Source organism: Rummeliibacillus pycnus (assembly GCF_050459865.1).
In the GTDB taxonomy this organism is placed as follows: Bacteria; Bacillota; Bacilli; order Bacillales_A; family Planococcaceae; genus Rummeliibacillus; species Rummeliibacillus pycnus_B.
Genome location: NZ_JBCMNM010000042.1, coordinates 96,108 through 111,093, shown reverse-complemented (window position 1 = coordinate 111,093; position 14,986 = coordinate 96,108). Strand labels below are relative to the sequence as shown.

The following is a 14,986-nucleotide window of genomic DNA, read 5'->3' as shown; positions in this document are numbered from 1 at the left end:
TGTTAGTAACCTCCAATATCAGAATAACGTTCAGCTATTTTTTCGATTAGTTCATCACTGACAATATCGGCCCCCAACCCTTTCATCATTTGTTGTAAAAACTTTAGTCGGTTTACAGTTTCATCATGATTTCGTTCAAATAGAACAGGATTGATCCAAATATTCACTAACAATATAAAAATTTCTGCACATTCTGTAGGAAAATCTGTGGTGATTGATCCATCCTCTTTCCCCTCTATCATAACTTGAGCAATATTTGGTGCATCCTTATCTACTCCTGTCTTAATTCCTCTCACAACAAATTGGGGATTTTTTATTTGTTCGCTTAAGAGTCTATCCATGGAATGTGCTTTTGGGTCTACCACAATATGATCTAATATTTTTGTAAGTTTTTCTCTTGCATTCGTTGCCTGAACAGTTTGAATCAGGTGATCCAACATTTGAGCTGCATAACTAAATTGCTGATCCATTACTGCATTTAAAATATCTTCTTTTGATTTGAAGTGATGATAAATCGCTCCCTTCGACATACCTAACTCGGCAATAATGTCTTGAATACTGGTCTTTTCATAACCTTTTTCTTTAAAGAGTTTTGTTGATACAGATAGTATTTGTTCTAAAGTTTGTTCTGGATATTTATTTCTCGCCATATCTATTCTCCTTTTTAATACCGACCGTTGGTATCTATAATTTATACTATAATATTTTCCATGTCAATAAAAGGTGTTAATACAGAAATATCCAAAAATGAATAATAGGTTATTCATTTAAAAAAAGGGACTGATACCAATCCCTTGGTACCAATCCCTAAAACTCTTTTTATATCTTATTTATTTTTACGTTCATTCGCATATTGTGCTGCTGCTGTAAAGACTACGTCTGATGAAGAGTTCAGCGCTGTTTCACAAGAGTCTTGGATAACCCCAATGATAAAGCCGATTGCAACAACCTGCATTGCAACATCATTTTGAATCCCGAATAAACTACAAGCTAATGGAATTAAAAGTAATGAACCACCTGCAACACCTGAAGCCCCTGCAGCAGAAACGGCTGATACCACCATTAAAATAATAGCTGTTGGAATATCTACATGAATATTTAACGTTTGTGCTGCTGCTAATGTCAACACGGAAATCGTAACCGCTGCACCCGCCATATTAACCGTAGATCCTAGTGGAATTGATACAGCATATGTATCTTTATCTAAACCTAATTTTTCACAAAGCTTAATATTTACTGGGATATTCGCGGCAGAACTACGAGTGAAGAATGCTGTAATCCCACTTTCTTTTAATGCTGTAAATACAAGTGGATATGGATTTCTACGTGCTGCAACAAAGACGATTAATGGATTTACCACTAATGCGATAAATAACATACAGCCTACTAATATAATAAGTAGTCGTCCATATTCAAGTAATGACGAAAATCCATTTGTTACAATAGCATCAAATACAATACCGATAATACCAATTGGTGCTAGGTTAATAACCCATTGTACAACCTTTGAGATGGCATCTGAAAAGTTTACTAGCACACCTTTTGTTGAATCGCTTGCATGCTTAAGCGCTACCCCTAATACGATTGCCCAAGCTAAAATACCGATATAGTTGGCATTCATTAATGCATCTACTGGATTTGCAACAACATTTTGAAGAAGTGTTTGAATTACTTCCCCAACGCTACCAGGTGGTTTTAACTCACCTGTACTTGGTTTTAATGTTAATTGAACTGGGAAGATTGTTGTCGCAATGACTGCTACGCATCCCGCTAAAAATGTACCAACGGCATAAAGAATAACGATCGTTTTCATATTCGTTTTCTGGCCACTTTTATGTCCCGCAATCGCATTCATTACGAGTAATAAAACTAATACTGGGGCAACTGCCTTTAACGCACTTACAAATAACGTGCCCAGCATTGGAACCCATGTTGCTTTCGGGAATACGAGTGCCACGATAACGCCTATAATGATACCAATAATAATACGGTTTACTAGACTAATCGCATTCCACTTTTTCAGAATATTTTTCATAATGTTTCCCCTTCTGTGCCCCTGATGCAAAAAACATGCTGTCTTCCACCCAAGAAAACACTTTGTATTTCTATAAAATACATTTTATCATGAAATTTTAGAATTGTGACAAAAATTTATACAATAATCCTGTTTATTTATGTCCTTATTTTCTAATTTCTGAACGAAAAACTAATATCGGTGATTTAATGTTCTGATTTAGATGTTGTTATTCTAGATTTTTGTACGAATTAAGGATAAATCATTAGCAAATAAGAACATTAATAAAACAGGAGACTTGTAGCTGGATTTTGATCTTGTTTAATAGACAAAAAATCTCTAAATTTTGCTACTTTAAAAAGACAGTTTCTTTTTATATGGAAGAATTATGAGATTTGTTCTAAGGTAGGACTTAAAATGATGTATTCGCGGATATAATTTGGAAAATTGCGGGAGTATGGACTAGAATCGCGGAACTTTCATCCAAAAACGCGGAAATTTGTTCTGAAATCGCGGAAGTTCACTCTTGAATATTCAAAGTATGATTCACTGTTGGATTACAATTGAATATTGGATTAGCCGCATCTAAAAAGACCGCCGATGTAGATACATCGAACGGTCAAGTAGATAGTTGGTTCCATCAAGGGATTTTCTGCTTATACGCTAAGTAACCCTTCTGAGCTTAAGTACCAAGTTTTCTTAAAATTTATTATAGTAAGTATTTGTTCCGTTTAATATTAGGACACTTTTTTTCTTTTCTTAATTCGAAGTTATATATGTCATTCAGATTTCTTATAAAATTTATATTCTATTAATGAAGTATTATAATTCACCCCTAGAGGATGTTTTGGTTGATGATTAGCAATTTCTCTGAAACAGTACAGCTGAAAGTTTGAAAACAAGTTTTTTAGGGATTCATCCATATTACGTTTTTGAATTTTCCCATGTTTCCCCCAAGCAACAACAATCTTATTTGCCCTTTCTAAGGCATTTTTAATGTAAGAATAATTATATTCCCCCACTATTTTGTAAAAGTCCTTCTCGATCTTCAATTTATTAGGATCAGTTGCTCGAAAAGCAAACAGATTTACAATCTCAAGTGAACCATATCCCCATCTCTTTGCAAATTCAATACATACTTTAGTGGTTTGGTCATCTTCAATACCATCCGCAGTGCTCGGATTTAGTAATACAAAGGCTACTCTTGCTGGATTTGAATCGTCCCATTCTCTTATTAAAGAATAACGATAATCACCATCTATAACAGCTTCTCTTCTTATGACTCCTCCCCCCTTAATTGCAGCATTATTAACGTATAACTAAAAATAGAACGGCTATTTATCTATAAAAAAGACCCCCCCGGTGGAGTCCTTAATTATTACATTCTTATTTATCTTGAATGCTGAATATGCAGTTGTTCTCAATTAAACTTCCATACTATCCTAATCCATAGTTATCAATAAATACTGAGGCAAAAAACTACCCTGAAATTTCTTGACTAAAAGATATATTAATCCCTTTTTCTTCTAACTCGCTGACAAACGGGTCAAAGAAGTCACCAATAATCAATTCTTCTGGAGGATTTACACCAATATTCGGAATTTTGCCTTCTGCAATCCATTCAGCCATGATGACAGCTGGGAAACCAGTTGTTTTAGCCATAGAGGTAATATTTCTCTCATTATCATATAAATCTATCATTTCCCATTTTAATGTTAGTTCTTGATTGTCTTTTCTACCTTTTACCATGACACGTAAAACGGTAATATCCTCTTTTGATTTACCTTTTAAATTTGGCTCAAGCAATTTCATGGCTAAAAGTTTAGGAGTTATAAGTTGGCCATCAACCTCGACAGGATTCTCATCTAAAAAGCCAAGTTCATATAAGACTTTCATTTTTTCAAAATGCCCTTTGTATCGTACTGTCTTTTCATATATTCGTTTTACTTTATCCTTTAATACATGAGCTACACTATGAGCATCAGATGCTATCGCTTCACATTCACCTACTGGATTTGGGAAGGTTAAGCTTTCTAGTCCCGAAAATGGAGGTATTTGCACTATTTCTCCATCTTCAACTGCAACGGGATTTCTCGTATATAATCCTAAAACACTTTCCAATCTAAATACCACTTGATACCAAAGTGGAGGTATCGGATCCTTTGGAAGACCTCCACAAATCATGATTGCTTCATCTGCTTCATCCAAAAGTTCTACACCTCTTGCAGCTAGGAAACTAACTATACCGGGTGCAACACCACATCCAGGAACGATAATAATACCTGCCGATTTTGCTAATTCATCTAATTCGACTTTCTCCTCAAACTTCGATCCTACTAAATCTACTAAATTACATTTTGCCTCAATTGCAGCTTTCACCGTCTGTAAGCTAAGAGCATGTGGCAAACAAGCAATGGCAATATCCGCATCTTGTAAAATTTTCACCACGGTATCAAATTCTCCTAGTGCAGCGACCTTACCCGATACATTTGGATTTTGAATAGTTTTTAGACAATTAGCAAGGCTTGTTTCTGATCCATCAACAGCTAATATCTCATCAAACTTAGTGCTATTCGCTAATTCATGCACAATAGTAGTACCAATCATACCCGTACCTAAAACAACAATTTTCAATCGATATTCCCCCTAATTATTAACCATTTGAAACGCTATTCAAAAATCGACGTGTTCTTTCATGATTTGGATTATTAAATATTTGTTCCGCCGTTCCTTCTTCTACAATGACTCCGTTATCCATGAAAATCACTCTATCCGCAACATCCCGTGCAAATCCCATTTCATGTGTCACAACGACCATGGTCATTCCTTCTTTGGCCAAATCCTTCATTACTTGTAAAACTTCTCGAACTAGTTCTGGGTCCAAAGCAGAAGTTGGTTCGTCATATAGCATGACTATTGGTTCCATCGCAAGCGCTCGAGCAATCGCTACACGTTGTTGCTGACCACCAGATAGACCAGATGGGTAAAGATCTACTTTGTCTTTCAATCCAACCTTAGTAAGTAAATCCAATGCTAATTTTTTTGCTTCATCTTTAGGTGTCTTTTTAATAGTCATTGGACCTTCCATTACATTTTTTAATGCCGTCTTATGAGGAAAAAGATTAAAATGTTGAAAAACAAACCCTGTACTTTTTCGCAAAGCCCTGATTTTATTTTTCCTTTGTCGATTTTCTGGTTCAGCATTTATCTCAATGTCATCAATTTTTATATATCCTTCATTTATTTCTTCTAAAAGAGTCATACATCTTAATAATGTTGACTTCCCAGATCCACTTGGTCCCATAATAACAACAACTTCTGATTTTTCTACCGCTAAATCTATACCTTTTAACACTTCATTTTTACCAAAGTTCTTTTTGATGTTTTTTAGAGTGATCATTGTTATTCAACTCCTAACTTATACATTCACATGGCGAGATGATCTCTTCTCTAACCAATTTAGGAATAGATTAAAGCAGGTACATATTACCCAATATATAATAGCTACTGCAATGTAAAGAGTTAATGGTTGGAAAGTCTTTGCAATGATAAGCGTCGTTTGGTAAAGCAGCTCTGTAACCGTTATAACGGAGACTAATGATGTTTCCTTCAGCAATCCAATATACGTATTACCAACAGTAGGAATAGCAGTTCGAATACTTTGTGGAATAATTATTCTTCTCATTGCTTGTCCATTCGTCATCCCTAGCGAATGGGCTGCCTCCGTTTGTCCTTTATCTACAGACATGATTGCGGCACGAAATGATTCTGATAAATAAGCACTTGTATTAATACTTAATGCAATAATTCCTGATGTCATAGCGCCAGGTGAGATTCCTATTTGCGGTAATCCAAAATACACTAAATAGATTTGAACCAATACAGGAGTGCCCCGGATGATGGATACGTAAAATGTAGCTAGGTTATATACGATTTTATTTTTCGAAACGCGAGCTAATGCTACTATTAAACCTATGACTAGTCCAATAGCCATAGAAATAACAGCAAGATAAATTGTGATTAGTGCAGCTTTTGATAGTAAAGGTAATGCACCAAGGACTATATCCATACTATTTCCCTCCCTACTCCAACGGTTTCATACCAAACCACTTCATATAAATTTTTTCGTAAGTTCCATCTTCTTTTATCTCACCTAGTTTTTCATTCATCTTCTTAACAAAATCTTCATTACCCTTTTTGATTGCCATAGCATTTTCATCTCTACTTAATAGTTCACTAGTAACTTTAATTGGAAGTCCTGATTTTTTAATGTTATATCCCATCACTAGACTATCGTTTACTAAAGCATCTAATCTTTTATTAACTACATCATTCACATAGGTACTAAATCCACCATCATATAACTTTACATCTGCACCCTTAGCTTGCTTTGCTAAATCAGCAAAACTTGTACCAGCAGCTGCTCCCACTTTTTTTCCTTTTAAATCTTCTAAAGTCTTAATATTATTTGTATCATTATGCGTTACAATAACTGCACCGGTTACAATATAAGGATCAGTAAAATCTACACTTTTCTTTCTCTCATCAGTAACCGTCATTTGAGCAATAATCGTATCAAATTTATCTGCATTTAATCCCCCAATCAACCCTGCCCATTTGGAAGTTATAAACTCAACTTTAACCCCTAAACGACTAGCTATCTCCTTTGAAATATCAACGTCAAATCCAGTTAATTCACCCGAATCATCCTGGTAATTGAATGGAGGATAAGTGCCTTCGAAACCTACTCTTAGAACACCTTTATCTTGTATGCGTTTCCATACATCCCCACTGGTAGCTTCAGTATTCTTGTTACCATTGCTGCTATTCTTTGCTGTTTGATTACCCTTGGTTCCACATCCTGCTAGAATGCCTAACAGAAGAATTACAGAAAATAGAACATAAATAGATTTACGCATCAATACCCACCCCTTGTTTAAATTTATATATTGAAGTTGTTCGTTCGTTATACTATGAAAATATATGTGGTAGAGAATATAGGTAGAACTAAATTCCGAATATTGAGACATTTATAATGATAGAGTGATCTTTATACGAAAATTTTATTTGATAAAATATAGTTTAGCTGCAAGTGCCTGTTCTCAACACAAATGAAGTCTCTTTCTATTAATAAGACATCAAAAGAATGATGGACTGGCTCCAATCCATTCTCTTGTTGAATAATTCTTTATATCCCTCTATGTTCAGAAAATTTTTTGAACAATAGAAGTAAAAAGGACATAAAAAAAGACAGGTTCCCCTGTCTAATCAAACTTATTTTTATCTATTTTTTCTACCATTGTTTTCAAAATACTATTTCTTTCTTGTTGTATTTTAAGAAATTTAATTGAAATAAAACAATTAAAACAACAGGAATTACGTACATCAAGAGAGTGAAAAGTGGAAATATAAAAATCATCATTTCACGCATTGGATCACCCAATAAATCCACCCCCTTTTTTGGATAATAATACCACATTGAACATGAAATTAATAAATATAAATTTTTTTAGAATAAATCTAAAAGATCATCAAATTTCTCTATAACTTGATCATATTCACTTACATTCCCATAACCGTACTTTGCGTAAACAAAAGGGATACCCGCATATCTAGACGCCTTTAGATCACCCTCTGTGTCTCCAACATAAACAGATTTTGAAAGGTTGTTTCTTTCAATTATTAATTTGATATTCTCACCTTTTGTAAGCCCCGTTCTATCGGGGGTTTCATAATCTAAAAAGTAATTCTCTAGTTTATGATACCGAAAAAATCCGTCAATATAACCCTGTTGACAATTGCTAACGATAAAAAGTTTATATTTCTTAGAAAGGCTATATAGTACATCTTCTAAGTTTTCAAAAAGAATTCCACCGTGTTCCTCTATATATTTTCCTTCAATCTCAAAGCACTGTTTAATTAATTGTGTTCGAGTGTTTATATCTAAGTTTGGAAATAATTTGCTACTTATGTCGCCCATTTGAAGTCCCATAGTACCTTCGAAGTCTCTTCTTGTTAACTTCTTTTCTACCTGCTTATTTTCTTCAACTATGCTATTCCATGCCAGTAGTACAGTATCTATAGAATCCCAAATAGTTCCATCTAAATCGAAAATTATGCTATCCATATGTATGTCCTCCTCTACATTTATAAAATATACGTACGAATCATGTTTTTTGCAGGAAAAATACTGAGTTAGAAGGATATAAAATTCATGTCTGTGATTAAATATTTTCATTGATTGACTACGATCTTTAAATTTCTCAATGTTCAAAGTACAAGCAACTCGATATGCTCCTTGATTTCCTTTAAATCTCTCTAGTTCAGATAAAACTTATTGAACAATAGAAGAAAAATGTGCAACAAGGATGGAACTTATCATATCGAGATGTTATTATTATTCAATTTACATTGGTATAAAATGCAAATTCCAGCCTAAAGCCAAAAAGCTTAGTGCAATCACCCAAATCATCAATAGATCGCCCTTGTGTTTCTGCCAATATAATCCAAGTACTATACATACAAGAAACAATATCTGACTCACTAAAGAAATACTTGTGAACAATACATCTTGCTCCAACTTTTTGCTATATAAATCTATACCAGTAGTTGCAAAATTTAAAATCGTGAGTAAAACTCCAATAATAAAAGCGATTCCTATTAACCATTTTATCCTTTTCATAATATCTCTCCATTTGTTAATGATATATTTCATAATTGTACCATTCAAAAAAATAATAAGATGATTCATGTAAATTGTTGCTGAATATTTCGTAGATTTAGTGATATAGAGGCTACGTCATTAAAGAAGGATTATGCGAATATCAAAAAATCCACCAATAGTTGGTGGACAGGAGTATTTATTGGTTTTGATGAAGTATGTTGCAAGCACTTAGAAGATTTCCATCGGGATCTTTAAATCCGAAACCTCCAAAACTTTCATTATTTACATTTAGGGTTCCGACTGTAACCTCTTTGTCGATAAGCCAATTATAAAATTCTTTTAAATTAGGAGTATAGAAGTCAATTACACTATGTTCAATATCGTTATTTGTATTGATAAAAGATAAGCCCGTTTGTTCTTTAGTTTCAACTAAGAAAATCGTTGGGACTCCCTTTGTACTAAAGGAGAGCATTGCTTGCTTATTACCTCTAAACACTACCTTAACACCGAGAATGTCAATATAAAATTCGATAGATTTATTAAGGTTAGTGACAGGGATTTCAATAGTAGCGATATGCGTTATGAAGTTAGACAAAATCAAGATTCCTCCTTAAATTTTTTAATATTATATATTCAATATGTATTTTGATTATCCTTGTAAGTAAGGAAAAGACTATTGGGACGGTAAGTTGAATAAATAATCAATATGTTACACATCACGTAGATAATGAGCAGCAACATATATACAGCGAAATTGGAAGTATTCTAATAATTTAACGTTCAATTTAAATTAATTTTTAAAAGCATAAATGGTTATTTTCAGTAGAAGATAATTACAGTAGTATTTCTAAAAATAATTTTTACAGGAAGTGAAGAATTGAAAAGTAAATATATTTTTGTATTCACGATTTGTATTTTATTTGTTTCCTTTTTCTTTCTTATAAAAAGCACTTTAGCAGATAAAGGCAGAAAGTATTACGAAGAAGCTGGATATATTGTTTGGGATATTAAAACGAAAAAAAAGATTGTTGCTCTGACCTTTGATGATGGACCTCATCCAACTTACACTGCTGAAATTTTAGATTTATTATCAAAGTATGATGCAAAGGCAACATTTTTTATTCTTGGTAAAAATGCAGAAAAGAGCCCTCAAGTGGTTTTAAGGATGTACGAAGAAGGACATGAATTAGCAAATCATACCTATACTCATCCTCTTAAAGGTAGTGTGTCACAAATATTAAAGGAAATTAAAAAAACAAATGAGACAATTTATAGTATAACAGGTTTCACTCCAACATTATTTCGTCCAGTTGAGGGCAGATATACAGATGGTTTAGTTAATGAAGTTGTTAAAGAGGGATATAAAGTAGTGATGTGGTCTTGGCATCAAGATACAAGAGATTGGGACGATCCAGGAGTTAATAAGATTGTTAATACAGTGTTAAAAGGAACAAAACCTGGGGATGTGATTCTTTTTCATGATGGTGGTAGTGATAGAAAACAAACGGTTAAAGCTTTAGAAAAAATTTTGCCCGAGCTTCAAAAGAAAGGCTATAAATTTGTAACTATTTCGGAGCTGTTAAAAGAACAAGAAATGGTAAAAAAAGAGATTAAAGGAAAAAAATAAGACAAAATATTATTCAATTAATGTAAGAAAATGCTCTCGTAAAGCAAATTAAGGTAATCCCAACGCCTTTATTTGTAATATAAGAGCCTTACTACACTTTTTTGTAGTAAGGCTCTTTAAATTTGTTCATTTTCTATCCTTTTAAATGTATTTACACACAAAATCATTAATAAGTTTGTTGCAAGTGTATGCATTCAAAAATAATTCGGTTAAAGTAACGCCATATTTTGATTACTTAACAATTATTATTGTTGTTGAATCTTATTTTTAGATGGTACAAATAGAGTTAAAACAAATGCGATTATAGCTAAGATTGTCATGAAATAATACGCATCACTTGAACCTAAGGTTGAAGCAATTGTTCGAATGGCTTCAGCAGTAGCATTTGGTGTTTCTTTTATCAATGTTTTCGCATGTTCTGTAGTTTGTGCTGTGAAAATTGTAATAACTACAGCAGATCCAATTGCACCTGAAATTTGGCGTAAGGTATTATTCACTGCTGTACCATGTGTCACAAGTGTTCTAGGTAAGGCATTCAAACCAGCTGTGTTCAATGGCATTGTGATAAAACTCAATCCTATACGTAGGAAAATGGTACGTACCATTAAAAAGGTATAGGTTGTTGTGTCTGTTAGATCTGTTACAACCCACATTGAAGGAATGACGAAAATCAAACCTATAATAAATAACGGCTTTGCACCAAAGCGGTCATACATTTTCCCTGTAACTGGAGACATAAAGGCATTTACAAGAGCACCCGGTAATAATAATAAACCAGCGTCTAATGCAGTAAATCCTCTTCCGTTTTGTAAATATATTGGTAATAAAATCATATCCGCATACATCATCATTGTGACAATAATGTTGATGATGGAAGTTAAAGTAAATAATTTATTATTAAAAACGGATAAGTTAAGAAGTGGATCAGAAGATTTAATTTGTCGAAGACAGAATATTACTGTAGTCACTATCCCCGCAAGTATAGAAACTATTACGACTTTATCATCCCAACCATGGCTTCCTGCATTACTAAAACCATACAAAATAAGACCAAAGCCAATTGTTGATAAAATAACACTCACTACATCTAACTTCGTTTTTGCTGTTTCTGAAACATTAACTAAATATTTAATTGCCATTAATATGACTAGCATAACAAATGGAATTATTCCGATAAATAACCAGCGCCACGAATAATAATCTATTATAAAACCTGCTAATGTTGGTGCAATTGCTGGAGCGAAAATCATGGCTAGTCCAATTAATCCCATCATACTGCCTCTTTTTTCTGGAGGAAAAATAAACATAACTATACTCATTAGCAATGGCATAATAATTCCTGCTCCAATGGCTTGAATCATACGGCCTATTAGTAATGTAGCGAAGTTTGGTGCTACTGCACACAAAATAGAGCCCAATAATAAAAATAGCATTGAACTTATAAATAATTGGCGTGTAGAAAACCGCTTCATTAAATATGCAGTAATTGGGACTAACACCCCGTTAACCAACATAAAACCAGTAGATAACCACTGAATAGTTGTAGCAGAAACAGAAAAAACGTCCATTAAATTACTTAATGCAACGTTTAACAATGTTTGATTTAGTGTAGATAAAAAACACCCTAAAATTAATACAGTTAATAAAACTTTTTTATTTATTTTTATTGATTCCGACATATAAGATCTTCCTCTTCCCGCTTGTTTTTTAGACACTGTGTCAATAAAATAGATAATAGCATTTTTTATTATTGATTCCTATTTACAATTTTTCAAGAAGTGTCAATTAAACAACAAATTTTAAAATAATATTTACTAATTTCGTGTTAATAGATAAAGGAGAATTAAATTGAGCACACAAAAAAAGCAAGACCCACGAGCTCTTCGCTCTAAACGAATGTTTAAAGAAGCTGTCGTAGATATATTGATTGAAAACCCAGATATTTCGAAACTTACAGTACAAAAAATAGCCAAACGTGCCGAGCTAAATCGAGCAACTTTTTATTTACATTTTTTAGATATTAGGGATTTATTAAAGCAGTTAGTTTACGATATTTTCGACGACTTGTTGTTGAAAATGTCTCCAACTTTACAAATTGATAACTTAAATAATCAAGAACAATTAATTACGTTTTTAGATTATTTTTATAAGCATCGAAAAATTTTAGCTGTTCTATTTGAGAATCCTGGTTTCAATAAAAAAATGCATATGTTTTTAAAGGACTTAATTGTCATACAACGTGAAAGTGAATACACTGATCCTACGGAAATAACTCTGTCAATGGATATTATCGCATCTTCAATACTTGGGATAATCATGTGGTGGCTCAGAGATGGGGTTGATTTTAGCTCTGAATATATAGCAAAACAAATAAATGAATTATATCGATAATTATTTTGGAAGTATCCTTACTCCCCTTTTATAATACTTTCTTCAATGTAAAAAGAGCTTGTTACGATTATAAATAACTGTAACAAGCTTTTTTATTAACTTTTAATCTATAAAATTCAATTGTTTGCAAAATACAGAATTAACAAACAATTCAGACTTGAAAAAGAAATCTGCTATAATAGGTTAATACCCACACACATTGTACCCTAGTGTTGGTAATATATTTAAATAACTAATGCTGAAATACCCATATTACACTCAGGATAATATTGCAAAATGTATAACTCCTGATATTCTTAAATTTTGGGGATATGTCCACGGTAGGAAATGGAATATTAATATAATCAAAGGGAGTTCATCGATGAGAAGTAGTTTAAAGATTAAAATGTTAATGGTTTTTTCAATTTTACTGGTTATTTCGTGTTTTCTAATTAGCTTTTTTGTTTATCGTTCATCGTTAAATCTAGTGAAAGAGACTGTTGGTCAACAAAACTTAGCTATGATAGATCATGCAATCTCTAAGATAGATGATAAAAGTTATCAAAATTTAGAAATTGGTGCTAAAAAGGACGGGTATTATCTAGAATTACAAAAAGAACTAGGCTCTGTTAAAGAGTTTTATAAGGTATCTAGTTTGTATACGATGTCTCGTGTGAAAAAGGGTGAAGACTACGAATACTACTATATGGTAGATAGTACGCCAAGTGAGGAATCAACGATTGGTGTTCAAGAGGAATCACCTGAATCCTATCCTAAAATGAAACAAGTATTTGAAACAGGGAAAGTACAATTTCAGTTATCAAATGATGCAGAATATGGTGCTGTACTAGCTATTTATGCTCCGATAAAAAATAAGGCTGGAGAAGTGATTGGATTATTGGGGGCAGATTTGGATGCCACAGCTGTTTATAATGCCATGGATGCCAATAAAATGAAAATTATTACTATTACACTGATTATCCTATTAGTAGGGATCTGCATTGTTTATTTCTTCACAGATTATTTAACGAAACCTATACGAAAATTAACATCACAAGTGAGAAAAGTTGGTAATGGTGATTTAACTGTCGTGATAGAAACAGGCCGAAAAGATGAAATTGGACTTTTAACACAAGCATTTCAAAAGATGGTATTAGATTTACAAAATATCATTCTTGGCATAAACTCTGGGTCCAAACAGTTAATTGACACGACCAATTCAGTGGCTAAAAGTAGCGAGAATGCAAGTGAAGCAATTAGCCACATTTCTGCGTCCGTTCAGGAAGTATCGGCAGGAGCGCATGCACAGTATAAAAGCTCGGAGGAAAGCTCTGTTACATTAGAGCAAATGTCAGAGGGCATCCAACAAATTGCTGAAGCTTCTTCAAATGTATCTCAATTATCATCGACTAGCTTACAAAATGTAGAGCTCGGAAATAGTAGCATTGAAAAAGTGATTCATCAAATGAATGTTATTCATCAATCTGTTCAATTATCGGCAAATGCAATTAAAGAACTCGAGAATCAATCAAACGAAGTTTCACTTATTATAAATATCATTCGTGACATTGCTTCACAAACGAATCTACTTGCATTAAATGCTGCGATTGAAGCTGCGAGAGCTGGTGAGTCCGGAAAGGGCTTTGCTGTAGTAGCTGAAGAAGTAAGAAAGCTAGCTGAACAATCGGAGAAATCAGCAAATAGCATATCGGATTTGATTTCTAAAATAAATGTGGATACGAGTTTAACAGTACAAACAATGAATGTTGTAACAGAAAATGTCGAAGATGGTATACAAGCTGTTGAAGAAGCTGGAAAATCATTTGAAAGTATTCTCCACTCTATTCAGGGCGTAGTATCTCAAACGAAACAAGTTTCTGTAACTTCAGAAGAAATGTCAGCATTCTCGGAGGAAATCACAGCAGGAGTAATGGAAACGACGATGCTTGCAAATAAGGCCGCGAAGGCAACAGAAAGTGTGGTCGACCGAACAATTGAACAAGAAAACTACAATCAAGATATCCTTCACGCCGTATTAAGGCTTAATAAAATGGCGGAAGATCTTGAAAAAACTGTTTCAAAGTTTGATGTAGGTGTCAAAAATCCAGACAATTCCCATGTAATTTAAGAATGAAAAGATAATCTTTAGAATAAAATACCAATCCAATCTATGAACCAGTTGCCGATCTTTAATCGGCAATTGGTTCTTTAATTTCCTGAACGTTTCGTACTTGAACAGCACTCCAACCAATTACTTTGGAAAGAAATTTAAATATTCAATTTACAAGATGATTTGATACAATAACGAACG

General features: G+C 33.2%; 14 protein-coding genes. 3 read left to right on the top strand and 11 right to left on the bottom strand.

Going from position 1 to position 14,986, the window contains the following annotated elements; all coding sequences use genetic code 11:
* Positions 1–2: 2 nt before the first annotated feature.
* From ABE048_RS10525 to ABE048_RS10480, 10 genes are all read right to left on the bottom strand, one after another.
* Entirely contained in the window at positions 3–650 is a 648-nt protein-coding gene (locus ABE048_RS10525; RefSeq protein WP_430311197.1) for a TetR/AcrR family transcriptional regulator, read from the bottom strand.
* Positions 651–826: 176 nt separating this feature from the next.
* On the bottom strand, positions 827–2,035 hold the full coding sequence (gene sstT / locus ABE048_RS10520) for a serine/threonine transporter SstT (RefSeq protein ID WP_430311195.1): 1,209 nt from the start codon (positions 2,033–2,035) through the stop codon (positions 827–829).
* 758 nt (positions 2,036–2,793) lie between these two features.
* On the bottom strand, positions 2,794–3,249 hold the full coding sequence (locus tag ABE048_RS10515) for a DUF1643 domain-containing protein (protein ID WP_430311232.1): 456 nt from the start codon (positions 3,247–3,249) through the stop codon (positions 2,794–2,796).
* 244 nt (positions 3,250–3,493) lie between these two features.
* Positions 3,494–4,648, bottom strand: coding sequence for a saccharopine dehydrogenase family protein (locus ABE048_RS10510; RefSeq protein WP_430311194.1), 1,155 nt, complete (start codon positions 4,646–4,648; stop codon positions 3,494–3,496).
* Between the two features lie 19 nt (positions 4,649–4,667).
* Positions 4,668–5,414: an amino acid ABC transporter ATP-binding protein gene (locus ABE048_RS10505; RefSeq protein ID WP_430311192.1), complete on the bottom strand. Its 747-nt coding sequence runs from the start codon at positions 5,412–5,414 to the stop codon at positions 4,668–4,670.
* Between the two features lie 18 nt (positions 5,415–5,432).
* Positions 5,433–6,083 (bottom strand): amino acid ABC transporter permease, encoded by a 651-nt coding sequence (locus tag ABE048_RS10500; protein ID WP_430311190.1) that lies wholly within the window; start codon positions 6,081–6,083, stop codon positions 5,433–5,435.
* A gap of 13 nt (positions 6,084–6,096) precedes the next feature.
* Positions 6,097–6,933 (bottom strand): transporter substrate-binding domain-containing protein, encoded by an 837-nt coding sequence (locus ABE048_RS10495; protein ID WP_430311188.1) that lies wholly within the window; start codon positions 6,931–6,933, stop codon positions 6,097–6,099.
* A gap of 590 nt (positions 6,934–7,523) precedes the next feature.
* Positions 7,524–8,141, bottom strand: a complete 618-nt coding sequence (locus tag ABE048_RS10490) for an HAD family hydrolase (protein WP_430311187.1) — start codon at positions 8,139–8,141, stop codon at positions 7,524–7,526.
* A gap of 279 nt (positions 8,142–8,420) precedes the next feature.
* Positions 8,421–8,696, bottom strand: a complete 276-nt coding sequence (locus tag ABE048_RS10485; RefSeq protein ID WP_430311186.1) for a hypothetical protein — start codon at positions 8,694–8,696, stop codon at positions 8,421–8,423.
* Between the two features lie 178 nt (positions 8,697–8,874).
* Positions 8,875–9,273, bottom strand: coding sequence for a VOC family protein (locus tag ABE048_RS10480; RefSeq protein ID WP_430311184.1), 399 nt, complete (start codon positions 9,271–9,273; stop codon positions 8,875–8,877).
* Positions 9,274–9,555: 282 nt separating this feature from the next.
* On the opposite strand from ABE048_RS10480, the gene ABE048_RS10475 reads away from it, so the two are divergent.
* Positions 9,556–10,305 carry a polysaccharide deacetylase family protein gene (locus ABE048_RS10475; protein WP_430311182.1) on the top strand — a complete coding sequence of 250 codons (750 nt, stop codon included), beginning with the start codon at positions 9,556–9,558 and terminating at the stop codon, positions 10,303–10,305.
* Positions 10,306–10,550: 245 nt separating this feature from the next.
* Here ABE048_RS10475 and ABE048_RS10470 read toward each other — a convergent pair whose 3' ends face one another.
* Positions 10,551–11,984 carry a DHA2 family efflux MFS transporter permease subunit gene (locus ABE048_RS10470; protein WP_430311181.1) on the bottom strand — a complete coding sequence of 478 codons (1,434 nt, stop codon included), beginning with the start codon at positions 11,982–11,984 and terminating at the stop codon, positions 10,551–10,553.
* Positions 11,985–12,153: 169 nt separating this feature from the next.
* Here ABE048_RS10470 and ABE048_RS10465 point away from each other — a divergent pair, with 169 nt between their 5' ends.
* A complete protein-coding gene (locus tag ABE048_RS10465) occupies positions 12,154–12,696 on the top strand; it encodes a TetR/AcrR family transcriptional regulator (protein ID WP_430311179.1) in 543 nt (180 codons plus the stop codon).
* 361 nt (positions 12,697–13,057) lie between these two features.
* Positions 13,058–14,803, top strand: a complete 1,746-nt coding sequence (locus ABE048_RS10460; protein WP_430311177.1) for a methyl-accepting chemotaxis protein — start codon at positions 13,058–13,060, stop codon at positions 14,801–14,803.
* Positions 14,804–14,986 lie beyond the last annotated feature (183 nt).